This window comes from Paenibacillus sp. FSL K6-1217 (assembly GCF_045040735.1).
GTDB lineage: Bacteria > Bacillota > Bacilli > Paenibacillales > Paenibacillaceae > Paenibacillus_AQ.
In genome coordinates this window covers 3,221,297-3,243,044 of the sequence record NZ_CP150271.1, presented here as the reverse complement: position 1 = coordinate 3,243,044, position 21,748 = coordinate 3,221,297, and the positions used below count along the sequence as shown (strand labels likewise).

Here is a 21,748-nt window from a genome sequence, read left to right as displayed (position 1 = left end):
TGTATATTGTACAACTAACTTTCCACTATTCCCGCCAAAAGTTGATTTAAGTGTAAAATGTACAACTAAATTCATCGGATATCGCCGAAAGTGACTAAGCTGAGGAAAATAGATGTATGAATTACAACTACACTCTAATTATCGCTGATTTGGAGCCGAATAAGTGTACAAAATACAATTAAGGCAGTTGTGGGCATGGCAGGTTAGTTATTGTGGGCATGCCGGGCTAGTCGTAGCGGGTGGGCATGGGCAGGATTCAGTATTCAACAAATTAGTCTTTCCCGCTTCGCAGTCAAGCGTGTTCCCGCAGGGAACGGCAAGCGCTCATGCTCCACAGCTCCCTGTCCTGCGCCGCATGCTGGTCATCGCCAATCAATAGCGCCGAACTCAAGCGTGTTCCCGCAGGGAACGAAAAGCGATCCCCCTTCCAAAGTTTCTTACCGCGCCAAGCGCTGTATCCACGCCAGTTCCGGGTGTCCAGAGGGCCGGGGCCCTTGGGGTCCCCCTTGGCGAAGGGGGATTTAGGGGGATCGAACGCTTTTGACCGAAACGCTTTTGACCAAGTTGTAAGATAAATAGGAGGATCATATGAAATTCAAATCAGGGTTTGTCGCCATTATCGGCAGACCGAACGTAGGCAAATCAACACTCATGAACCAGGTGATCGGCCAGAAGATCGCCATTATGTCGGACAAGCCGCAGACGACCCGCAATAAGATTCACGGGGTGTATACGGCGAATAACTCACAGATTGTATTCCTGGATACCCCGGGTATCCATAAAAGACAGTCCAAGCTGGGCGATTACATGAATCAGACGGCGATGAGCACCCTGCATGAAGTGGAAGCTGTGCTGTTCCTGGTGGATGCTTCGGAAGGCATGGGCGGCGGGGACCGTTTTATCGCGGAACAGCTCGGCAGCATTAAGACTCCTGTCATCCTGGTCATGAACAAAATTGACAAGATCGAGCCGGAAGCGCTGCTGCCAATGATTACCGAATATAATAAGCTGCACGCATTCGCCGAGATCGTGCCGATCTCAGCCAAGATGGGCAACAACGTCAACACGCTGCTGGAGCAGGTACAAAAGTATCTGCCGGAAGGCCCGCAGTATTATCCGGACGATCAGATTACCGATCACCCCGAGCAGTTCGTCTGCGCGGAGCTGATCCGCGAGAAGATTCTGCATCTGACCCGTGAAGAGGTACCGCATTCCATCGCAGTGGCGATTGAGGATATGAGCGTGGAACCGAATGGGGTTGTGCATATTTCGGCGGTTATCTTTGTTGAGCGCGATTCCCAGAAGGGGATCATTATCGGTAAGCAGGGAGCGCTGCTGAAGGAAGTCGGACGCCGGGCGCGGACGGATATTGAAAACCTGCTGGGCTCGAAGATTTTCCTGGAATTATGGGTGAAGGTGAAAAAAGACTGGCGTAACCAGGACCGCGTCCTGCGGGATTTGGGCTTCCATAAAGAATGATCACCTCTCACGCCGCCTCAACATGGCAGGAATTGCACGGATAGATCCTGGGGCATCGCACATCCTACATCTGAAGAGACATCGTGTTTCCGAAGAAAGGATGAATACGAATGCGGAATTTTTCGTGGAAGTATTTTGCAATGACTGGAGATCTCGATGCGTATTTGCTGTACAGGGAAGCTGGGGATTCGCCCGAGGGCAGCGGACCGCTGCCGGCGGAGGAAGAGATGGCCATCGATGAAGAAGCACAATAAGGACTGGTTGCTTGCCGAGTGGTTGGGGGAAGAGGCATGCTATACAGGGTGGAAGGGATCGTCATCCGCAGCATGGACTACGGTGAAGGGAACGCCATTATTACGCTTTGCACCGAGAACGCCGGTAAAGTAGGGGTTCTGGTGCGGGGTGCCAAGAAGGTCAAAAGCCGTCATGCTGCCCTGATCCAGTTGTTCACAACAGGTGAGTTCGTGTTCTTCCGCAACAACGGCGGACTGGGAACACTTAATGCCGGAGAGATCACGAAGTCCCATCATCCGCTGCGCGAGGATCTGGTCAAGGCGGCGTATGCATCCTATGCCTGCGAGCTGCTGGACCGGGTGCTGCATGATGAAGAGACAGGCAGCTTCTGGTACCGCCAGCTGACCGCCTGCCTGAATGCACTGGAGGAAGACAAAGAGCCTGGCATTATCAATAATGTATTTGAAATGAAGGTGCTGCAGGCTGCCGGTTATGGGCCTCAGCTCGATGCCTGTATCGTCTGCGGCAAGGACAAGCCGGATGAGGAGCTTAGAATCAGTCCGCGTCTGGGGGGAGTCCTCTGCCGAAGCTGCCGGCATAACGATCCTCCGGCCATGGAGATTTCCCCGCGTGCCTTGAAGCTGCTGCGGATCTTTGCGGCGCTGGATCTGACCAGGCTGGGGAATGTGGATGTGAAGCCGGAGACCCGTGCGGAGCTGAAGACCGTCATGCGGGGATTCATGGATATGCAGCTTGGGCTCAGACTGAAGTCCCAGAGCTTCCTGGACCAGCTCGACAAATACAATATTTGACGAATCGCAAATTATCCGTTACTATAAGTTCAGTTTCTTTTATAAGATTGCCGTGTTTGCTCCAGAACTGGAGAGAGTGCGTGGATCGGGAAAGTAGTGGGCGATATTGTCGCAGCAGCGAGCCGGGGGTAGTGGAAGCCTGGCGGGACGACGTTCATGAACAGGGCACCCGGGAGTACGGAAACGGCAGCATCAAAAGTGGATTTCGTGATTTTTGCGTAATCAAGTAGGGTGGAACCGCGGGAGAACATATTTGAGCTCTCGTCCCTATGTCTGTTCATCAGGCATGGGGGCGGGAGCTTTTTGGCTTGTGGCTGTGCGGGAGATCCTTCTTCCATCACACACCGCAGGTACATAGAAGCTGGTGCCGCCTCCATCGCGCAGCAGCAAGAGCCAGTCATAAGCAAGAGGCAGTACACACTTGTAAAGCGAAGGAGCCGGTAGTTATGAACTTTCAGCAGATGATTCTGACCCTGCAGCAATTCTGGGCCGCCCAGAACTGTATTCTCGTCCAGCCGTATGATACGGAAAAAGGGGCGGGCACGATGAACCCTATGACTTTTTTGCGTTCCCTGGGGCCGGAGCCGTGGAAGGTTGCTTATGTGGAGCCTTCACGCCGTCCGTCCGACGGCCGTTACGGGGAGAACCCGAACCGCTTGTATCAGCATCACCAGTTCCAGGTGATTATTAAGCCGTCCCCGGACAATATTCAGGAGCTGTATCTGGACAGCCTGAAGGCACTGGGCGTAGATCCCCTGCTGCATGATGTGCGGTTTGTCGAAGACAACTGGGAGAATCCGTCCCTGGGCTGTGCGGGTCTCGGATGGGAAGTGTGGCTGGACGGTATGGAAATTACCCAATTCACCTACTTCCAGCAGGTTGGCGGAATTGAAGCAAGTCCGGTAGCGGTGGAGATTACCTACGGGATGGAGCGTCTAGCCTCTTATATTCAGGATAAGGAGAATGTATTTGACCTGGAATGGGTAGACGGCATGACGTACGGAGATGTTTTCCATCAGCCGGAGGTCGAGCATTCCACGTATACCTTTGAAGTCTCGGATGTCAAAATGCTGTTCAGCTTGTTCAACACCTACGAAGAGGAAGCCCGCAGAGCAATGGAGAATCACCTCGTCTTCCCGGCGTATGATTACGTGCTGAAATGCTCGCATACCTTCAACCTGCTGGATGCGCGCGGCGCGATCAGCGTAACGGAACGCACAGGCTTCATTACGAGAGTACGCAACTTGGCCCGCACCGTAGCGGCGACATATCTGGAGGAACGCGAGAAGCTGGGCTTCCCGCTGCTGAAGAAAGAAGGTGCTGACCATGTCTAAGGATATTCTGTTCGAGATCGGTCTGGAGGAAATCCCTGCACGCTTTATCCGCGCGGCGATGGAGCAGCTGAAGGACAGAACGGCGAAATGGCTGGAAGCCTCGCGGATCAGTCATCAGGGCGTTAGCGCATACGCAACACCGCGCCGCCTTGCCGTACTTGTGAAGGATGCCGCTGAGCGGCAGGAGGATGTCAGCGAAGAGGTGAAAGGCCCGTCACGCAAAATTGCTATGGATGCGAGCGGCGAATGGAGCAAGGCGGCACTGGGCTTTGCCCGCAGTCAGGGTGCTTCACCGGAACAGTTCACGTTCAAGGAGCTGGCAGGCGTAGAGTATATCTATGTGACGAAGAGCAGCACCGGCATCGAGACAGCCTCGTTGCTCTCCGAAGGCCTTGCGGGCATTGTGAGCAGCATGACTTTCCCCAAAAACATGCGCTGGGGCGCTTATGATTTCAAATTCGTCCGTCCGATCCGCTGGATGGTTGCCCTCTTCGGCCAGGAGGTCATTGACCTGACGATTACCGGAGTCAAGGCAGGCAATGTGAGCCGCGGCCACCGTTTCCTAGGTGAAGAAGCGTTGATAGAGGAGCCTGCTGCATACGTTGAAGCTCTGCGCAGCCAGCATGTGCTCGTGGATGTGAAGGAGCGCGAAGAGCTGATTCTAAGCGGAATTCATAAGCTTGCGGAAGAGAAAAACTGGAAGATTGCAATCAAGGAAGATCTGCTGGAAGAAGTCCTCTTCCTGGTAGAGACACCGACTGTCCTGTTCGGTACTTTCGATTCGGCCTTCCTGAATATTCCGCAGGAGGTGCTGATCACCTCCATGCGTGAGCATCAGCGTTACTTCCCGGTGTTCGGGGAGGATGGCAAGCTGTTGCCGTTCTTCGTAACCGTGCGCAACGGGAGTGCAGTATCCCTGGACGTCATCGCCAAGGGGAACGAGAAGGTGCTGCGCGCCCGCTTGTCGGATGCCAAATTCTTCTATGAAGAAGATCAGAAGCTGCAGATTAACGATGCTCTGGCCAAACTGGAGAACATCGTCTACCATGAAGAGCTGGGCAGTGTAGGTGACAAAGTGCGCCGCATCCGCGCCATCGCTGACCGCTTGGCTGTGAAGCTCGGGCTGTCATCAGAGGCGGCAGCGCAAGTGAGCCGGACGGCGGATATCTGCAAATTCGACCTCGTTACCCAAATGGTGGGTGAGTTCCCTGAGCTGCAGGGCACGATGGGTGAGGATTATGCCCGCAAGGCCGGGGAAGGGGAACAGGTGTCCAAAGCAATCTTCGAGCACTATCAGCCGCGTTTCGCCGGAGATGCCGTTCCTTCTACCCAGGCAGGTCTGGTGGTCAGCCTTGCCGATAAAATCGATACGATTGTCGGCTGCTTTTCCATCGGAATCATTCCAACCGGCTCCCAGGACCCTTATGCACTGCGCCGTCAGGCGGCAGGTATTGTTCAGATCGTGCTGGAGCATCAGCTGAACCTGAGCCTGCAGGAGATTTTTGCAGCAGCACTGGAAGTCCATGAAAGTTTCCGTACAGAGAAACATTTCACCCCTGAACTGCGTATAACTCTTTACGAGTTCTTCGGTCTGCGCGTGAAGCGCCTGTTAGCCGACAACAATGTACGTTATGATGTTGTGGATGCAGCGCTTGCGGCAGGATTCGATGATATCGTTGATGTAGTGAGCAGAAGTCTTGCCTTGATGAATGCCGTGACGGATCTCGCTGATTTCAAAATCACCGTGGATTCACTGACCCGTGTCAGTAATCTGGCCGCCAAAGCTCCCGAGGGTGCAGTAATCGACCCCGCCTTGCTTAAGGAAGAAGCGGAACAGAAGCTGTACGCGACTTGGCAGAGTATTCATGAGCCTTACCGCGCAGCCCTTGTGTCCAGACATGCCGCTGAAGCCCTGCAGATTCTGTCGGGACTGGAAGCAGACGTAACCGGATTTTTCGATTCTGTTATGGTTATGGCTGAAGACGAAGCTGTCCGCTCGAACCGTCTGGCGCTGCTGGCCGGCATTCATACAGACTCCAGGCTGTTTGCTGATTTTGGCAAGCTGGTGTGGTAATTCTGGCAGGTTTTAAGTAATGTTTGTGATTTTATGGTATAGATCGTAGGTTTAGGGTATAAATATACGGAACGGTGCCAATGCGTAAGTTGACATTCGTTCCGTATTTATGCTTTACGAAAGAAGGATTTTTGAACGGTTAGAGCGTAATATATATTACACAGGAATTTGGTGAGGGTAACTTGGGAACTTCCCGGCTGAGGAAGATTGTTGTGGACGGGGATGCTTGTCCGGTGAAGCAGGAGATTATTTCCGTGGCGCGCAGGTTCGGGCTTCCGGTGCTGATGGTCTCTTCCTATGATCATGTGCTGCGGGCGGAAGAAGGCGTTACGGTGGTTCAGGTGGACCGGGGGGCAGACAGTGCCGACCTCTATATCGCCAATCATATTTCTGCCGGAGATGTCGTCGTTACGCAGGATTATGGGCTGGCGGCGCTGGCACTGGGCAAACGTTGCCGGGCACTTTCGAACCGGGGCCAGGAATATGAGAATTCCACCATGGATTTTATGCTGGAGAGCAGGCATGCCAAGGCGGTTGAACGCAGACGCGGTCACTATTCCAAGGGTCCCAAAGCGATTACCGCCGAGGAAAAAAATCTTTTTCAACATAAACTGACAAAACTTTTAACAATTTTGCAGGAGAATGTCCAGCAGTAGCGAATTATATTTAACTGTTAAGAGATGAAGGTGGTTGAAGTGGCTAGCGGACATGGTCCTATTCCTGAAGAGGTTATCGAGAACGTGCTGGCACGGCATGATATTGTCGATACAGTCAGCAAAGTTGTCCATTTGTCCAAGCAGGGTAAATATTTATGGGGTCTCTGCCCGTTCCACTCGGAGAAGTCTCCTTCCTTCACCGTCACCCCTGACCGGGGTGTCTTTCATTGCTTTGGCTGCGGTATGGGCGGAAATGCCATCAAATTCAGGATGGAAATCGAAGGATTATCCTTCCCCGAAGCAGTCAGAATCATGGCGGAAGAGAGTGATATCCCTGTACCTGAGGGAAGAGGAGGGGCACTGGCTGCCCCCGATCCTGAGCGGGACCGGCTGATTCAGGCTTATGAATTATCGGCGAAGTTTTATCATTTTTTGCTGAAGAACACGGAATACGGCACTGCCGCTATGGATTACTTAAGAACCCGGGGTTTCAGCGACAAAATGATCGACCAGTTCCAGATCGGCTTCGCGCCGGACCGCTGGGATACGCTGCTGCAGTTTCTGGAGAAGCGCAGCTTCGATCTCGCCGAGATGGAGAAGGGCGGACTGTTGTCTGCCAGAGGTGAGGGCAAGGGATATCTGGACCGCTTCCGCGGCCGGGTTATTTTTCCGATTGCGAACCGGATGGGCAAGACGATCGCCTTCGCCGGACGCATTCTCGGGGAGGGGCAGCCGAAGTATCTGAACTCTCCCGAGAGCAGGTTATTCAACAAGAGCCGGATTCTGTACAATCTGCACCAGTCCAAAGCATCCATCCGCAAAACGCGGCAAATCGTCCTGTTCGAGGGATACGGTGATGTCATTTCGGCGTGGGAGGCAGGTGTACAGAACGGGGTAGCCACGATGGGAACCTCGCTCACCGAGGGTCATGTGGCCCTGATGAAGAGCCTTGGAGATGAGATCGTGCTTGCCTATGATGGAGATAAGGCTGGACAAGCTGCGGCCCTTAAGGCTATTCCCATCCTGGAAGCCAGCGGTCTGCGGGTCAAGGTAGCCCTGCTTCCAAGCGGCCTGGACCCGGATGAATTCATCTCCCGGCATGGAGGGGAGAGGTTCAGGGAACAAGTGATTGACTCTGCCGTGTCCTCCATCAAATTTAAGCTTATATATCTGAAAAAAAACCATATACTCCTAGAGGAAGACGGCAAAATTGCCTATGTCAAGGAGGCTCTGGAGATTATTGCCGGACTCCCTTCTTCAACGGAGCGGGAGGTGTACCTGCGGGAAATCGCCTCCGAGCTTGAGCTGTCCTATGACAGTCTGAAGCAGGATTGCAATTTACTTCGGGCCTCCATGCAAAAAAACAACCCCGAAGGGGATAATAACGACAATAGGTGGAATAATGGTAGGCATAAAAAAGGGCAAGTGCAGACACCTACGTTGCTGCCTGCTTACCATGTTGCGGAACGGCGCCTGTTATCCTTAATGATTCAAGACCCGGAAGCAGCGGCCTATGTGGGTGAACGGCTCGGGGAAGAGTTCAATATTGATGATCATGCGGCAATCGCCGCTTATCTATATGCTTATTATGCGCAAGGCAAACCACCCGGCATCAGCCGGTTTCTATCATCGCTTCAGGACGACCGTCTGGAGAAGACCGCAACGGCCATCTCCATGATGGACACCCCTCCGGACTGGAATACGCAGGTTCTGGACGATTGTATTCGTGAAGTGCGGAAGTATCCTCTGCAGCGCAAAATTGAACCCAAGCGTGAAGAGATGATTCAGGCGGAGAAATCCGGTGACTTTTTGCGTGCAGCACAAATAGCAAGTGAAATTTTAGCCCTAGAGAGACAATGAGCTGTTGACAGGATGTACCTAGGGAGGAGGGAGTCGAATTATGGCGAACGATCAGCACACTGAACTGGAAGCGGAATTTACTCTGGATCAGGTTAAGGATCAGCTTATTGATCACGGGAAGAAAAGATCATCACTCAATTACAAAGATATTATGGAGAAATTGTCACCATTCGATCAGGACCCCGAGCAGATGGAGGAATTCTACGAACAGCTGAGCGATCTGGGGATCGAGGTTGTCAATGAGAATGATGAAGAGGTGAACAGCCTCCGGCCAAGCGAGGACAATGAGGATAAAGAGGGAGATGACTTCAGCTTTGACGATGATTTGTCGCTGCCTCCGGGTATCAAAATTAACGACCCCGTCCGGATGTATCTGAAGGAAATCGGCCGCGTTCCGCTGTTATCGGCTGACGATGAAGTGGAACTGGCAATGCGGATCAAGAATGGCGATGAGGAAGCGAAGCGGAGACTTGCGGAAGCGAATCTGCGGCTCGTGGTCAGTATCGCCAAGCGTTATGTCGGACGCGGTATGCTGTTCCTGGATCTGATTCAGGAAGGCAACATGGGTCTGATCAAAGCGGTTGAGAAGTTTGACCATAACAAAGGCTTCAAGTTCAGTACCTATGCGACCTGGTGGATTCGTCAGGCGATTACGCGTGCGATTGCCGACCAGGCCCGTACGATCCGTATTCCGGTGCATATGGTTGAAACCATCAACAAGCTGATCCGGGTCTCCCGTCAACTCTTGCAGGAGCTGGGACGCGAGCCGTCGCCGGAGGAGATTGCAGCGGAGATGGAGCTTACCGTTGAGAAGGTCAGAGAGATTATGAAGATTGCCCAGGAGCCGGTATCGCTGGAGACACCGATCGGTGAGGAAGATGATTCGCATCTGGGAGATTTCATTGAGGATCAGGAGGCGCTGGCGCCTGCGGATGCAGCGGCGTACGAGCTGCTGAAGGAACAGCTGGAGGATGTGCTGGATACGCTGACTGAGCGTGAAGAGAATGTGCTCCGCCTGCGCTTCGGACTGGATGACGGACGGACGAGAACACTGGAGGAAGTGGGCAAGGTATTCGGCGTAACCCGCGAGCGGATTCGCCAGATCGAAGCCAAGGCGCTCCGCAAGCTGCGTCACCCCAGCCGCAGCAAGCGGCTGAAGGATTTCCTCGAATAGATCTTACAACCGGACCTTCTGCTGCACGGTGGCAGGAGGTCCTATTATGTTGTTAAGGGGATTCACCAATGCTGGAGCCCCGCCGTGTGCGGGAGCTTGAAATCGAGTGAGGGATGCCGGTTGAACCTGGAGAAACGTGATACTATATTAAGAGAAATTCAATACTGGAGAAGAAGCAAGCTGCTGCCCGAGCAGTACTGTGATTTCCTGACCAACCTGTATGATGATCAGGCAGAGGTGGAAGACAGCAACCCGGTATCCTTACGGAATCTCCAGCAGGGAAGCATCAAAATTTGGCTGTTTGGTTTTGGCATTATTTCCTTGATTTTCTTGATTAGTCTTTATTTTAGCGTTTTTCCCTGGCCTTTGCAACTTGCTACAGCGCTCAGTGTCCTAATTATTTGTTATGGTTATTCAGCCATTTATCTGAACCGCAACAAGATGATCAGTCTGATGCTGGCGGGAATTGGCAGCATTTTAACGCTGGGATTTGGACTGTGGCTGATTGAGCTGCACAGGCTTGATGCCGATTTTTGGACACCGCTGCTGATTGGAGCCTGCGGGCTGCTGTGGTGTGTGCTTGGTTTTTTTCTGCGCATCGGACTGCTTCATTTCTGCGGATATGCCTTCTGGGCTCTGCTCTATGCAGGATTCTTCGGTCATGTCCGGCCGGACGCCTCTCTGGTGGAGCTGGAGCTGCTCTGGCTTCCGCTGTGTGTGCTGATGATCTGGATGAGCTGGCTGATGTATCACAAGGTTAGCGGGGTCTCGGGGGTGTACTTCGGGGCCGGTGCGGCCCTCTGGCTGATGCCGGAGGTGGATGCGCTCTGGCTCAGAGCGGGATTCCCGGAATGGACCTCGCTTGTATTAATACTGAAGATTGCAGCGGGCCTTGCGCTGCTGTTCCTCTTCAGAAAAAAATGGATAACGTGGGTGGCCTCATGAACAACATCAAATTATCGGACCGGCTTCAGCTGCTGCTGGAGCAGGTACCGGCAGGCAGCAGACTTGCCGATATCGGCTCAGATCATGCCCTGCTGCCTGTTGCCGCTGTGAAGAGCGGCCGTACACCTTCGGCGATTGCCGGAGAAGTAAACCCGGGACCCTATGAAGCGGCGCTTCGGGGTGTAGCGGAAGCAGGACTCGGTGCGAAGATCGCCGTACGGCGCGGAGACGGGCTGGAGGTGCTGGAGCCGGGGGAAGCGGACTGTATTACCATTGCCGGCATGGGTGGCTCGCTGATCGCGGCCATTCTGGAACGCGGGCAGAAGCTCGGCAAGCTGGCCGGGGTGAAGACGCTCGCGCTGCAGCCCAATGTAGGCGAGGATATTCTGCGCCGCTGGCTGCTGAAGAACGGCTGGGTGCTGGTCTCGGAGCATATTTTGGAAGAAGACGGCAAAATCTATGAGATCCTGACTGCTGTCCCGGAAGGCGCTGAAGCGGCGGGGACGAATGAAGAGCTGTACATCGAGCGTGTTCTTGCCGGGGGGGAAGTCACCCTTGATCAGGCACTGCTGCTGGAGATGGGACCGCTGCTGCTGCAAGCGCCGAATGAAGTGTTCGCCGCCAAATGGCAGGGGGAAATCTCCAAGCTGGAGGGCATTCTGGCCTCACTTGCACGTTCGGAGCTGGAGGCGGCAGAGGAGAAGCGCAGCAGGATCAGACTTCAGATTAAACGGATTGCGGAGGTGCTGGAATGTTTGCCAAAGGACAGACCGTAATTGGATATATGGAGCAGCTTGCCCCGAAGCATCTGGCTGAGGAATGGGATAATGTTGGGCTTCAGGTAGGCAGTCTACAGAAGGAGATCACCGGGGTACTGGTGGCGCTTGATGTCAATGAGAGCATTGTGGACGAAGCGGTTGCCAAGGGCTGTAATCTGATTATTGCCCATCATGCGGTGATTTTCCGGCCGATCAAGGGGATTCTTACGGATACTCCTTCGGGCCGACTGTATGAGAAGCTGATCAAAAACGACATTGCCGTGTATATCAGCCATACCAATCTGGATGTGGCCGAAGGCGGAATGAATGACTGGATGGCCGAGGCGCTGGGAATTGAGAACGGCGCTCCGATCAAGGATATTCATACGGAGCAGCTGTCCAAGCTGGTGGTATTCGTACCGAAGGAGCATCATCAGAAGGTGCTGGATGCCATCCTGAACGCCGGAGCGGGCTGGATCGGCAATTACAGCCATTGCAGCTTCAATATCGAAGGCTACGGCACCTTCATCCCGCAGGAAGGCACGGACCCTTATATCGGCACGCCGGGCAAGCTGGAGCGGGCTGAAGAGGTCCGCATCGAGACAATTGTGCCGCATACGATCCGTAACAAGGTGGTGCAGGCCATGCTGAAAGCCCACCCGTATGAAGAGGTGGCTTATGATCTGTACTCCATGGACCTCAAGGGACGCAGCCTTGGACTTGGCAGAGTAGGGAAGCTGAAGGAACAGGCGACGCTGGGAGAATTCATCGAGACGGTCAAACGCGGGCTGAATGTGGAGAGCGTGCGGGTGGTTGGAGATCTGGACCGCCAGATCCGCAAGGCGGCTGTGATGGGCGGATCAGGCGCCAAGTACTATAGCAGCGCTATCTTCAAGGGCGCAGATGTGCTGGTGACCGGCGATATCGATTACCATACGGCGCAGGATGCGCACCTCGCGGGAATTGCCTTGATCGATCCGGGCCATAATGCGGAGAAGATCATGAAGGGCAAGGTAGCGGAGTTCCTGGCAGGCAAGCTGACGGAGCATAAGTACGGCACGGCGGTGCATGCTTCGGAGCCGGATACCGAGCCTTTTAAATTCCTGTAGGCTGTTATTATTTGCACTTGTGCCCTTGGCGGCATATCTGTATAATATACAATGTTGTTTCGGAAAGTTTGACAGACAATCGCCGGTATGCGTGAGAGCGCATGCGGGAGGAAAGTCCGGGCTCCACAAGGCAGGGTGCTGGATAACGTCCAGTCGGCGCGAGCTGAAGGATAGTGCCACAGAAATGGACCGCCGATGGCCGCTTTCGGGCGGCACAGGCAAGGATGGAACCGAGGTGTAAGAGACCCCGAGGAACGCTGGTGACTTCGTTCCTGGTAAACCCCATCTGGAGCAAGACCTAATGAGACGCAGCGTCTTCTTCACGGAAGCCGCAGCCTTCGCCTGAGGCGCGTCTAGGTTGGTCGCTGGAGCTGTGCAGTAATGTACGGCCTAGATAGATGATTGTCGCTTATGGTGGGAGGGTAGTTCCCGGCTGAACCACAACGAGCACAGAACCCGGCTTACGGCAAACTTTCCTAACTGACAACTTTAACAAGACCTTGCACTAATCACACTATATGAACAATAAGACGGCGGCCTCCTGATGGGGGCCGCCTTTTTGTTATTAAGAAGGTCTAGACCCCATGTTTAGTGTGAAGGAGAGCCATGAGTAGGAGAAATGCACGCGGGTCATTCATTATATATAACGGAATTCAGTAAATATAATATTCCAGCCTCTTCACTCGCGGACTCAAAAGCCGTTAATTCGGACAATGAGCCTATTTTTTGTAAGCGATGCGGACCCAGTGGCCCTTAACAAACAAGTTTTGCTTCATTTTGCGTTCCCACCGGCCCAATAGCGGCCACTAAGTCCGTAACGAGCAGAAAAGGTGTGTTTTTAGCAAAATAGCGTCTTCTCATTCCACATTATCGCTACGAATGAGGGCTTTGAAAGTGGAGTACCTGCACAAGACGACTCTGCGAAAAAGCCATTTCGCAGACGCCGCCAGAGTCGATGTTCCCATGTTCCTTAAGTAGATCCCGTTACAGAGGAAGCAGGCTTTCCTCATACCGGGACAGCGCGGTGGTCAAGCGCTCCACTGCGAGCGGCAGCAGCTCCGGCCGCGTATGGGTGAAATTCAGGCGCATCGTATTCTTCATGGGCTGCTCCGAATAGAAGACTTCGCCCGGAACGAAGGCAACCCCTTGCTCCACGGCGAGCGGCAGCAGCTCGGCCGTATGAATCCGGGCAGACAGGCTCAGCCACAGGAACATGCCGCCGCGCGGCTCCAGGAAGGAGGTGTCCTGCCAGCTCTGTGAAGCCAGCTCTGCCGAGAGCAGCTTCATCCGTGACTTGTATTCCCGGGAGACCAGCCGGATATGAGCTTCAAGGTCGAAGGTCAGTAGCAGCTCATGCAGGGCACGCTGATCAATGACACTGGAGTGCAGGTCCGCGGCTTGCTTGGCTCTGGCGATCATCTTGACCAGCTCCGCAGGGCCAATGATCCAGCCTGTGCGCAGCCCTGGAGCTACTATTTTGGAGAAGGTGCCCGTATAGACCACGTAGGGATCACCCCCCAGCTTCCTGTCGATGGCTGCAAGCGTAGGAGGATAGGCTTCCGGCGATTCATCGAAGGTAATCTCTCCGTACGGATTATCCTCCAGCATCAGCACACCGTATCTCCGGCACAGCTCCACCACTTGCCCTCGCCGTTCTCTGCTCCAGGTTGCGCCTGACGGGTTGTTGAAGGTAGGAACGGCGTACAAGAGCTTAGGGCGGTGTGTGCGGAGCTGCTCTTCGAGATGCTCCGGCAGCAGCCCTTCCTCATCGCTCTCCACGACCTGGATGTCTGCACGGTAAGAGCCCAGAACCTGCAAGGCGGCCAGATAGGTCGGTGCTTCCACAAGTACGGTGTCTCCCGGATCAAGCAGAATTCTGCAGAGCAGGTCTATAGCCTGCTGGGAGCCGGTAGTGAGAATCATTTCGTCCGCAGAGACAGGAAGGCCCTGCTGCCCCAATCTGGCGGCAATCTGTTCGCGCAGCGGAAGATATCCTTCCGTCAGTCCGTATTGCAGCCCAGAACTATCGCCTGTCAGTACGCGGCTGTAGGCTTCCCGGATGGCATCTGCCGGGAACAGCTCTTCGGCAGGCAGCCCGCCGGCAAGCGAGATGATGTCCTTGCCCTGTGTGATCTTGAGGATGTCGCGGACTGCGGAGGAACCCAGATGGTTCGTCATTTCCGCATAGTTGATCTTCATATTCATGCTCCCTGCTCTTCTGGATTTTGTAGTATCATAACGGTATAGCGGTATAACAGTAAAACGGTAAATATAACAGTTGGAGGAGGAGGACCATGCATATTGATTTACTCCGCAGCGGCGACAAACCGCTGCCCCGGCAGATCAGCGAGACGATTGCACAGCGGATCACCTCGGGGCTGCTCCAGCCGGGCACGCGGCTGCCGTCCGTTAGAGGCCTGTCTTCCTCCTTGAAGGTAAGCCAAATGACGGTCAGCAAGGCTTATGCTGACCTTGAGACGCGCGGGCATATCCTGTGCAGCCAGGGCAAGGGCTGCTATGTGGCTGAACGGGACCGGAACAGGCAAGGTGCAGAAGCGCGGTGGCAGGATGGTTATGATGACTATCTGCCCCGGGCCCAGCTGTGGCGTAATTTCGATTATTCCGAGGTGGACTATCCCTTTCATCTGGCCTCCATTGACAGCAGTATGCTCCCGCTGGGGCCGATTGGCACGACCATGGCAGCGCTGGTGAAGAAGCAGCCTGAGCTGATGGCCACCTATGGTAATTTCCAGGGGGACCCGGAGCTGCGCGAGGTGATGCGCAGACACCTGCAGAGCCGTGGAATCACGCTCAGCGCCGGTGATTTGATGATTACGAGCGGCTCCCAGCAGGGAATCGATCTGGTCGCCCGGACCTTTGTCGGTCCGGGGGATACGGTATATCTGGAGGCACCCAGCTACACCGGGGCTATTGATGTTTTTGCCGGGCGGGGGGCTGAGATGATCTTCGTTCCGATGGACGGGGACGGCATGCGGGTGGACCGGCTTACAGCGATGTGTGACCGGAGGCCGCCTAAGCTCATCTATACCAACCCGACCTTCCAGAATCCAAGCGGGGTCACGATGAGCATGCCAAGAAGACAGCGCTTGCTGGAGCTTGCCCGCAGCTACCGCTGTCTCATTGTGGAGGATGACCCGTTCAGTGACCTGTACTTCCAACAGCCGCCCCCGGCGTCCATTAAATCGCTGGATACCGACGGGCATGTAGTCTACATGAAGAGCTTCAGCAAAGTCCTCGCTCCCGGCTGCCGGATCGCCTGTGTCGCCGCTGAGGGCAATATCCTCTCCAGGCTGATCGCCGCCAAGTCTGCCAGTGATCTGGGCAGTCCGCTGCTGACCCAGCGGGCGGTGCTTCCCTTCATCGCGCGCCAGTATGACGAGTATGCAGCGAAGCTGCGGTTGGCGCTGCGTGCCCGCCAGGAGGCGGCAGCGAAGCTACTGAAGCAGTATGCTCCGGCCGGGGTAACCTGGCAGCTGCCGGGGGGAGGACTCAATCTGTGGCTGCAGCTGCCGGAATCCCCGGGAATTGAGGCACTGCATGCCCGGGCCGAGCAGGAAGGGATCTCCTTCCTGCCGGGCGATGTCTGTTATGCCGGAGATATGCCATCGAGGCATATCCGGCTAAGCTATTCACAGCTGACGCAGGAGGGAATGGAGCGCGGACTCCGCCGGTTCCTGCTGTTGCTGGAACGGCATTTGCGCGCTTAGCAGCTAACGGCTCAGCTTATTGTATGGAATCAAGCTGTTTGCCGACCTGCTGCGGGAACAGCTGGAGGGGAACCTGGCCTCCCCCTGCCGCCTGCAGGGTGCGGTAGATATCCACCTGGCCCCAGCCGTAATACTTATCATGGCCGGCTGTGCCCAGATCCACGGCATTCGAAGTCAAAAGTGCGGTGACTTCCTTGTTCGTCAGTGCAGGGTTCAAGGAGCGCACCAGTCCGGCCAGTGCCGCCACATGGGGGCTGGCCATGGAGGTGCCGGACAGCGCGGCATACTGATTATCGGGATAGGTGCTGGCAATGCTCTCCCCGGGTGCGGCTACATCGATGTAGTCCCCGTAATTGGAGAAGGAAGCGCGCTCTCCCGCCGCATTCGTTGCAGCGACGGCAATCACCTCTTCATAGGCTGCCGGATATCCCGGCCGCTCCGTATTGTCATTGCCGGAAGCGGAGACAATCACTACATCCCGGTCATAAGCATATTTAATTGCATCATGCAGGAACTGCGAATCGGCATAGTTGCCTAGGCTGAGATTAATCACCTTGGCTCCCTGATCTGCCGCCCAGATAATGCCTTCGGCCACCGAATAGGTGGTGCCTGCCCCCGAATTATCGAGCGCTTTTACCGGAAGGATCTTGTTGTACCAGCTGATACCCGCTACCCCTTCCTCATTATTGGTTAACGCTCCGATGATGCCGCACACATGAGTGCCATGTCCGACATCGTCATCCGGCGTGCTGCCGCTGGTAATCGCATTGTATCCGGTGAGCAGCTGCCCCTTCAGATCGGGATGGTTCGCTTGAACACCGGTATCCACAACGGCTACCACGACTTCCTTGCTGCCCTTGGACAGATTCCAGCCCTGCGTAGTTTCGATCGCCGGCAGATTCCACTGGTAAGTCGAGAAGAGCAGGTCATTGGGCGTGATCACATTAGCTCCCGTATTTTCGCTGACCGTATCATTGGTTAAGTACATATAGTGAGGCTCTGCGTACAGCGGATGCCACTTATAGGCGAAATAAGTCTTGAGCTGGGAATAACTCATCTTGTCCGACCGGAAAATATAAGCATACCCTAGCTTGCGCGGCGTCTTGCAGCGGATATCGGCAGCGATGGTCTGAAGCTGTGCTGCGGTGGGATGCCCATTCGGGAAGCGGACGACAATCTCATTCTCGTAGTAATGGCTGGCGTTCTCATTGTCATGCCCGGTTTGGACCGTGATGTCCTTCAAGGTATCGGCGTGGACCGACTCGATCCGGTACTTGCCTTCCTTCGGGTACGGAATAAGCCGCAGATTCTTGAGCTGATGCAGCGCAACGCGGTCCAGAATCTTCTGGTTGATCAGGGCGATGACCGCGAGTTGGCCTTCCCGGCTACGCTGGGCTACGAAATAATACTTTTTGTTGCCGATGATGAACGAAGGGGATTCATAGGACTGGTGGCCTTTGATCGCTGATTTGGCAGTATTCAGATAGCGAAGCAGCTGCTTATTCTCCTGGTCGGTGCCTTCGGGCAGAGAAGATTTATAGGTTGTTGTCTTACGGGTGTTAAAATCGACCAGCATCAGCATGGTGATATGCCCGTGTCCCTGCTGAAGTCTCCCGGCATATGCTGAGATATCATCAGGCGAAGCGTGACGGATATCGGCCAGCAGTGTGCTCAGATGTCTGTTTACATCGACCCGGTTCAGCTTGTCGGTAGCTGTTACATCCTGGACAAGGGCGGTTTTCTTGATTGCTTTTTCCTGAGAGGGATTAGGCACAGAGGCTTGTCTAAGCGTACCGCCGCCTTCCGGCCGCAGGGCGAAGGTGAGCAGCAGCACGGTCAACGCAGCAGTGACCACACTGGCGACCGTTAAATTTTTACGTGACATGATTTCCGCTCCTTCCTGGTATCGTATACCGGATAGGGTTAGAAGCGGGAGCCGGTTTTATGCATCTCGCGAAAAGGATACCGCCGCCCTTGGTTTTATGTTAATATCAGAAAGTAAGCGCCTTCCGGGGTACGGTGGAGGGTTAAGAGATTTTGTGATACTATCAAGAGAGTACAACCGCAGGTGTCTTAGTGTCATTAACAACTACTATTGCAAGGAACAATAAGGGGGAGCAACCGCCATGTCAGCAGCCAATGTGCAGAAATTGTGTGAGTCGACGAGAGAGAAGCTTAAATCCGTTATCGAAAAGATGGAACTGTTCCTGAATGAGCATGCACTGCCGCAGCTTGTGACCGAAGAGGATGAAGAAACACTACATTTCTATCGGGGGTTCTTGTCCGATCTCCGCCATCTGCTGGTGTTCTCGGAAATGTCTTATGAGAAGCTTGGGCTCGCACTGCGCCGCGCTACCTTCGATGAAACTTTCGCGCAAAAAGCGCTATATAATGTATATCATCTCGGCGTCAATAACTTCTTCTATCCCAAGAATGAGAGTTATTCGGAAGATGGACGTTACGCCTATACCGGGCAGGATGCGATCCGTTTCCGCAAGAAGCCTGTCCGTCCGGCACGCGACATCATTATGGAGATCACCAAGGTCTATGAGGAGCTGCGTGATGATCTGACTTATTACGAGAATGATTATTTGACGGAGAAGCGGATGCAGAATCAGGTGTAATTCATTGTTCAGGATTTGATCTTTTATGTAAAAGGGCTGTTCCAACTGCCGACTTGGCTGCTTGGGGCGGCCTATTTGCTGTCTTCAGGATGACAGCCCGCAGCCGCATATCCGGAATTCACGGCGGGCATAATACTTGGGGAGGTGATCATTATGACAAACGTCAAACCGCTTGTGAAATGCAGTGTGAGCAATTGCCATTATTGGGGAGAACAGAACCTGTGCCGTGCCGAGGAAATTGTCATTGAGATCGATCAGCATGCAGGCAGCCGTTACATGGAGGAATACGCAGAAGAGCTGACGGCAAATAATCATCATGACCATGCCGAGACCTCATCCGCAACCTGTTGTCTGACGTTCAAGCCGAACGCCTGAGAAGGAGGCCCTTATGGATAATCCGAATGATGAACCCAAAGTGGACCGCTCCGCCCGCAGAAAAGTAATTCTGCGCCCGCGCAGCAGAGTCGATTACCCCCGCCGGGACAGAAGCCACAATGAAGAGTATGCGGCCGAGCTTAGCCCGCTCCCTTCGCAGCTGCAGAGCACTGCGGGATTGGACGGTGACGCTCAGCGGACATCGGGGGGCGTGAGCGAGGGAACGGACCGGAGAATCGGCTATATCGGCCTGGGCTTCGGTGTCGTCTCTTTATTCATATGGTCCATTATATTGGGGCCAATTGCCGCTGTCCTGGGGTATTATGCCTATACCAAAGGACAAAAATCTGCCGGGGCCTGGTCGATGGGGCTGGGAATTGTATCTGCTTTAAGCTATTTTGTCTTAATTCCTTTCGCCCGTTAGAGCAGGCTGAATCCCCACATCTCATGTTCAAAACAGGCTATCAGACCTAACTATGCAGGTCTGAGGTCTGTTTTTTCGCTTAGGCATATAGTAATTACTGTGAATAAATAGTACAGTTCAAATATAAGACTTAGCGTGAAAGAGGGAATGGATGCATGTCAATCAATGCCGCTGCGCCAAGCGGTCAGTTGAAATGGGTAGACTTGAGAAGCTCAAGCATGAAGCGTGAGGATAACAAAGTGAGTCCAGGAGTGACGGGCTCCTCTGCGGCATCGTTCACCGCGATGCTTCAGCAGGCAGCCGGAACAACTTCAACTACAGGCAGCAGCAATAGAAGCACAAACGTTGCTCTTGCGGATACCTCATCTATGGATGGTCTGCTGTGGCAGCAGCTTGGGGAAGCGGCAGAGGCTAAGGGTGACATTTCCGGGGAAATAACGCAGACGGTGCCGACGGATTATGAAGAGCTTATTCAGACCGCCAGCAGTAAATATGGTGTTCCGGTTGATCTGATTAAGGCGGTGATTGATACGGAGTCTTCGTTCAATCCCAATGTCGTATCTTCTGCCGGTGCCAAAGGACTGATGCAGTTAATGGACGGAACAGCGAACGGACTGGGTGTCTCCGATCCCTTCGATCCTGCTCAGAGCATTGACGGCGGTGTACGATACCTCTCCTACCAGCTTAAGCGGTATGACGGGGAGGAGAAGATGGCGCTGGCCGCCTATAATGCCGGGCCGGGCCGGGTGAACAAGCTTGGAGTCAGCAGCGATGCTGAGCTTATGGCGAACCTCTCCGGGCTTCCTAAGGAGACTCAGGCCTATATTGCCAAAATAGAACGCGCCCGCGCGCAATACGCGTTATAATATAAGGATCAAACGGAATCTCCCGCAACTTTTGCGGCAGCAGGCCGGTTGATCCTTTTTGCAAAATATAAGCAAATATGAATTCTGATCAACAAAGGAGAACGCCGATATATGCTGTATTGGGATTATGCCGCTGCTGCCCCTCCCTATGACGAGGTGGTGCAGACGCTGGAGCAGGTGATGAAGAAGCACTTCGCCAACCCCTCTTCCCTGCACCGGGCAGGAGAAGAAGCGGACAAGCTGATCAAGCGTGCGCGCGAGGTCTGCGCAGCAGCGCTTGATGTGCTGCCGCAGGAAATCATATTCACCTCAGGCGCTACCGAGAGCAATAACCTCGCGGTCAAAGGGGCTGCACTCCAGTATCAGAGCAGAGGACGGCATATAGTGACTACTGAGCTGGAGCATCCTTCGGTCTACGAGAGCTGTCTCCAGCTGCAAAAGCTGGGCTGGGAGGTTACCTTCGTAGCACCAGACCCGCAGGGAGTGATCGAACCTTCAAGGATTGCCGCTGCGGTCCGGCCGGATACCGTGCTGGTCAGTGTCATGCATGTGAATAATGAGATTGGTACGGTACAGCCGCTGCGGGAGATCGGGCGGCAGGTGAAGGCGGTGAACCGGCGGACCCTATTCCATGTAGACGGCGTGCAGGGCTATGGGAAGCTTGAGGCTCCACTGAAGGCTTGGCAGGCAGATCTGTACAGCCTGTCCGCACATAAATTGCGCGGTCCGCGCGGGACAGGAATTCTCTTTGTTAGAGAAGGGGTCACACTGTTCCCCCTGTTGACTGGCGGTTCCCAGGAACAGGGCAAGCGCGCAGGGACAGAGAATGTGCCGAATATTGTAGCCTCAGCCAAGGCCATGCGGCTGAGCGGAGAACGGCGCGAGGAATTCACCGCCCGGATTCGTCCGCTGAAGGCGCAGCTGGAGAATTATATATCCGGGATTCCCGAACTTGTATTGAACAGCAGAGAGGACGGGGCGCCGCATATTGTGCACTTCTCTTACCCCGGAATGAAGGGAGAGGTCTTGGCCCGCAGGCTGGAGGAGCTCGGGATGGCGGTCGCTACTCGCTCCGCTTGTTCCTCGCGTCTGGCCGAGCCGAGCCGGATTCTGCTGTCCATGGGCAGGGATACCGCTGCTGCGCTTGGCGGCATACGGATCAGCCTGGGGGACAGCCACACCGCACAGGATGTCAGCCAGCTGGAGCACGCACTGCTGGCAGCTGTCCAATCCTTAAAGATCGCAGAAGGAGGCATGAAATAACCAATGACAAATGAGACAGGTACCGGAGTACAG

General features: G+C 54.4%; 19 protein-coding genes and 1 other RNA gene. 18 read left to right on the top strand and 2 right to left on the bottom strand.

Translation table 11 applies throughout. From position 1 onward, the window contains the following. The first annotated feature begins 588 nt into the window (after positions 1-588). From era to rnpB, 12 genes are all read left to right on the top strand, one after another. Complete coding sequence (era, locus tag MHH28_RS14370; RefSeq protein ID WP_405115972.1) at positions 589-1,479, top strand: GTPase Era; 891 nt, start codon at positions 589-591, stop codon at positions 1,477-1,479. Positions 1,480-1,589: 110 nt separating this feature from the next. Continuing rightward, on the top strand, positions 1,590-1,733 hold the full coding sequence (locus MHH28_RS14365) for a YqzL family protein (protein ID WP_076075837.1): 144 nt from the start codon (positions 1,590-1,592) through the stop codon (positions 1,731-1,733). 36 nt (positions 1,734-1,769) lie between these two features. Next, on the top strand, positions 1,770-2,525 hold the full coding sequence (gene recO, locus MHH28_RS14360; RefSeq protein WP_209872067.1) for a DNA repair protein RecO: 756 nt from the start codon (positions 1,770-1,772) through the stop codon (positions 2,523-2,525). Positions 2,526-2,971: 446 nt separating this feature from the next. After that, positions 2,972-3,859, top strand: a complete 888-nt coding sequence (gene glyQ / locus MHH28_RS14355; protein ID WP_036690280.1) for a glycine--tRNA ligase subunit alpha — start codon at positions 2,972-2,974, stop codon at positions 3,857-3,859. Beyond that, the gene (glyS, locus tag MHH28_RS14350; protein WP_405115969.1) at positions 3,852-5,933 is read left to right on the top strand and encodes a glycine--tRNA ligase subunit beta; all 2,082 of its coding nucleotides are present in this window, start codon (positions 3,852-3,854) and stop codon (positions 5,931-5,933) included. Before glyQ ends, glyS begins: the two co-directional genes overlap by 8 nt. Positions 5,934-6,115: 182 nt before the next feature. Beyond that, positions 6,116-6,589 carry a YaiI/YqxD family protein gene (locus tag MHH28_RS14345; protein WP_405115967.1) on the top strand — a complete coding sequence of 158 codons (474 nt, stop codon included), beginning with the start codon at positions 6,116-6,118 and terminating at the stop codon, positions 6,587-6,589. A gap of 24 nt (positions 6,590-6,613) precedes the next feature. Continuing rightward, positions 6,614-8,449, top strand: a complete 1,836-nt coding sequence (gene dnaG / locus MHH28_RS14340) for a DNA primase (RefSeq protein WP_405115965.1) — start codon at positions 6,614-6,616, stop codon at positions 8,447-8,449. 40 nt (positions 8,450-8,489) lie between these two features. Continuing rightward, on the top strand, positions 8,490-9,623 hold the full coding sequence (gene rpoD / locus MHH28_RS14335; protein ID WP_036690273.1) for an RNA polymerase sigma factor RpoD: 1,134 nt from the start codon (positions 8,490-8,492) through the stop codon (positions 9,621-9,623). 120 nt (positions 9,624-9,743) lie between these two features. Beyond that, positions 9,744-10,568: a hypothetical protein gene (locus MHH28_RS14330; RefSeq protein ID WP_405115963.1), complete on the top strand. Its 825-nt coding sequence runs from the start codon at positions 9,744-9,746 to the stop codon at positions 10,566-10,568. 5 nt (positions 10,569-10,573) lie between these two features. Next, complete coding sequence (locus MHH28_RS14325; RefSeq protein WP_405117092.1) at positions 10,574-11,344, top strand: tRNA (adenine(22)-N(1))-methyltransferase; 771 nt, start codon at positions 10,574-10,576, stop codon at positions 11,342-11,344. Next, entirely contained in the window at positions 11,320-12,435 is a 1,116-nt protein-coding gene (locus tag MHH28_RS14320; RefSeq protein WP_405115961.1) for a Nif3-like dinuclear metal center hexameric protein, read from the top strand. Before MHH28_RS14325 ends, MHH28_RS14320 begins: the two co-directional genes overlap by 25 nt. A 63-nt stretch (positions 12,436-12,498) precedes the next feature. Beyond that, positions 12,499-12,914: RNase P RNA component class A (gene rnpB, locus MHH28_RS14315), an RNA gene on the top strand. Positions 12,915-13,419: 505 nt separating this feature from the next. Here rnpB and MHH28_RS14310 read toward each other — a convergent pair. Then, the gene (locus tag MHH28_RS14310; RefSeq protein WP_405115959.1) at positions 13,420-14,634 is read right to left on the bottom strand and encodes a PLP-dependent aminotransferase family protein; all 1,215 of its coding nucleotides are present in this window, start codon (positions 14,632-14,634) and stop codon (positions 13,420-13,422) included. A 95-nt stretch (positions 14,635-14,729) separates the two neighbouring features. Between MHH28_RS14310 and MHH28_RS14305 the strand changes: the two genes are divergently transcribed. Further along, positions 14,730-16,163, top strand: a complete 1,434-nt coding sequence (locus MHH28_RS14305; protein WP_405115957.1) for a PLP-dependent aminotransferase family protein — start codon at positions 14,730-14,732, stop codon at positions 16,161-16,163. Positions 16,164-16,179: 16 nt separating this feature from the next. On the opposite strand, the gene MHH28_RS14300 is transcribed toward MHH28_RS14305, so the two are convergent. Beyond that, complete coding sequence (locus MHH28_RS14300; RefSeq protein WP_405115955.1) at positions 16,180-18,048, bottom strand: S8 family peptidase; 1,869 nt, start codon at positions 18,046-18,048, stop codon at positions 16,180-16,182. A 241-nt stretch (positions 18,049-18,289) separates the two neighbouring features. Between MHH28_RS14300 and MHH28_RS14295 the strand changes: the two genes are divergently transcribed. The 5 genes from MHH28_RS14295 to MHH28_RS14275 all read left to right on the top strand — a co-directional run bounded on the left by MHH28_RS14295 (position 18,290) and on the right by MHH28_RS14275 (position 21,715). Continuing rightward, on the top strand, positions 18,290-18,787 hold the full coding sequence (locus tag MHH28_RS14295; protein ID WP_405115953.1) for a YpuI family protein: 498 nt from the start codon (positions 18,290-18,292) through the stop codon (positions 18,785-18,787). A gap of 153 nt (positions 18,788-18,940) precedes the next feature. Continuing rightward, the gene (locus MHH28_RS14290; protein ID WP_405115951.1) at positions 18,941-19,162 is read left to right on the top strand and encodes a DUF1540 domain-containing protein; all 222 of its coding nucleotides are present in this window, start codon (positions 18,941-18,943) and stop codon (positions 19,160-19,162) included. Between the two features lie 13 nt (positions 19,163-19,175). Then, on the top strand, positions 19,176-19,586 hold the full coding sequence (locus tag MHH28_RS14285) for a hypothetical protein (protein ID WP_405115949.1): 411 nt from the start codon (positions 19,176-19,178) through the stop codon (positions 19,584-19,586). A 155-nt stretch (positions 19,587-19,741) separates the two neighbouring features. Next, entirely contained in the window at positions 19,742-20,452 is a 711-nt protein-coding gene (locus tag MHH28_RS14280; protein WP_405115947.1) for a lytic transglycosylase domain-containing protein, read from the top strand. Between the two features lie 111 nt (positions 20,453-20,563). Further along, complete coding sequence (locus tag MHH28_RS14275; RefSeq protein WP_405115945.1) at positions 20,564-21,715, top strand: cysteine desulfurase family protein; 1,152 nt, start codon at positions 20,564-20,566, stop codon at positions 21,713-21,715. Positions 21,716-21,748 lie beyond the last annotated feature (33 nt).

Excerpts from the sequence above, each read along its gene's own strand:
- MHH28_RS14300 (WP_405115955.1), bottom strand. The coding sequence starts at position 18,048 with ATGTCACGTAAAAATTTAACGGTCGCCAGTGTGGTCACTGCTGCGTTG.
- MHH28_RS14365 (WP_076075837.1), top strand. The coding sequence starts at position 1,590 with ATGCGGAATTTTTCGTGGAAGTATTTTGCAATGACTGGAGATCTCGAT.
- recO (WP_209872067.1), top strand. The coding sequence starts at position 1,770 with ATGCTATACAGGGTGGAAGGGATCGTCATCCGCAGCATGGACTACGGT.
- glyS (WP_405115969.1), top strand. The coding sequence starts at position 3,852 with ATGTCTAAGGATATTCTGTTCGAGATCGGTCTGGAGGAAATCCCTGCA.
- rpoD (WP_036690273.1), top strand. The coding sequence starts at position 8,490 with ATGGCGAACGATCAGCACACTGAACTGGAAGCGGAATTTACTCTGGAT.
- MHH28_RS14295 (WP_405115953.1), top strand. The coding sequence starts at position 18,290 with ATGTCAGCAGCCAATGTGCAGAAATTGTGTGAGTCGACGAGAGAGAAG.
- MHH28_RS14285 (WP_405115949.1), top strand. The coding sequence starts at position 19,176 with ATGGATAATCCGAATGATGAACCCAAAGTGGACCGCTCCGCCCGCAGA.
- MHH28_RS14320 (WP_405115961.1), top strand. The coding sequence starts at position 11,320 with ATGTTTGCCAAAGGACAGACCGTAATTGGATATATGGAGCAGCTTGCC.
- MHH28_RS14275 (WP_405115945.1), top strand. The coding sequence starts at position 20,564 with ATGCTGTATTGGGATTATGCCGCTGCTGCCCCTCCCTATGACGAGGTG.
- MHH28_RS14280 (WP_405115947.1), top strand. The coding sequence starts at position 19,742 with ATGTCAATCAATGCCGCTGCGCCAAGCGGTCAGTTGAAATGGGTAGAC.
- dnaG (WP_405115965.1), top strand. The coding sequence starts at position 6,614 with ATGAAGGTGGTTGAAGTGGCTAGCGGACATGGTCCTATTCCTGAAGAG.
- MHH28_RS14310 (WP_405115959.1), bottom strand. The coding sequence starts at position 14,634 with ATGAAGATCAACTATGCGGAAATGACGAACCATCTGGGTTCCTCCGCA.
- era (WP_405115972.1), top strand. The coding sequence starts at position 589 with ATGAAATTCAAATCAGGGTTTGTCGCCATTATCGGCAGACCGAACGTA.
- MHH28_RS14305 (WP_405115957.1), top strand. The coding sequence starts at position 14,730 with ATGCATATTGATTTACTCCGCAGCGGCGACAAACCGCTGCCCCGGCAG.
- glyQ (WP_036690280.1), top strand. The coding sequence starts at position 2,972 with ATGAACTTTCAGCAGATGATTCTGACCCTGCAGCAATTCTGGGCCGCC.
- MHH28_RS14290 (WP_405115951.1), top strand. The coding sequence starts at position 18,941 with ATGACAAACGTCAAACCGCTTGTGAAATGCAGTGTGAGCAATTGCCAT.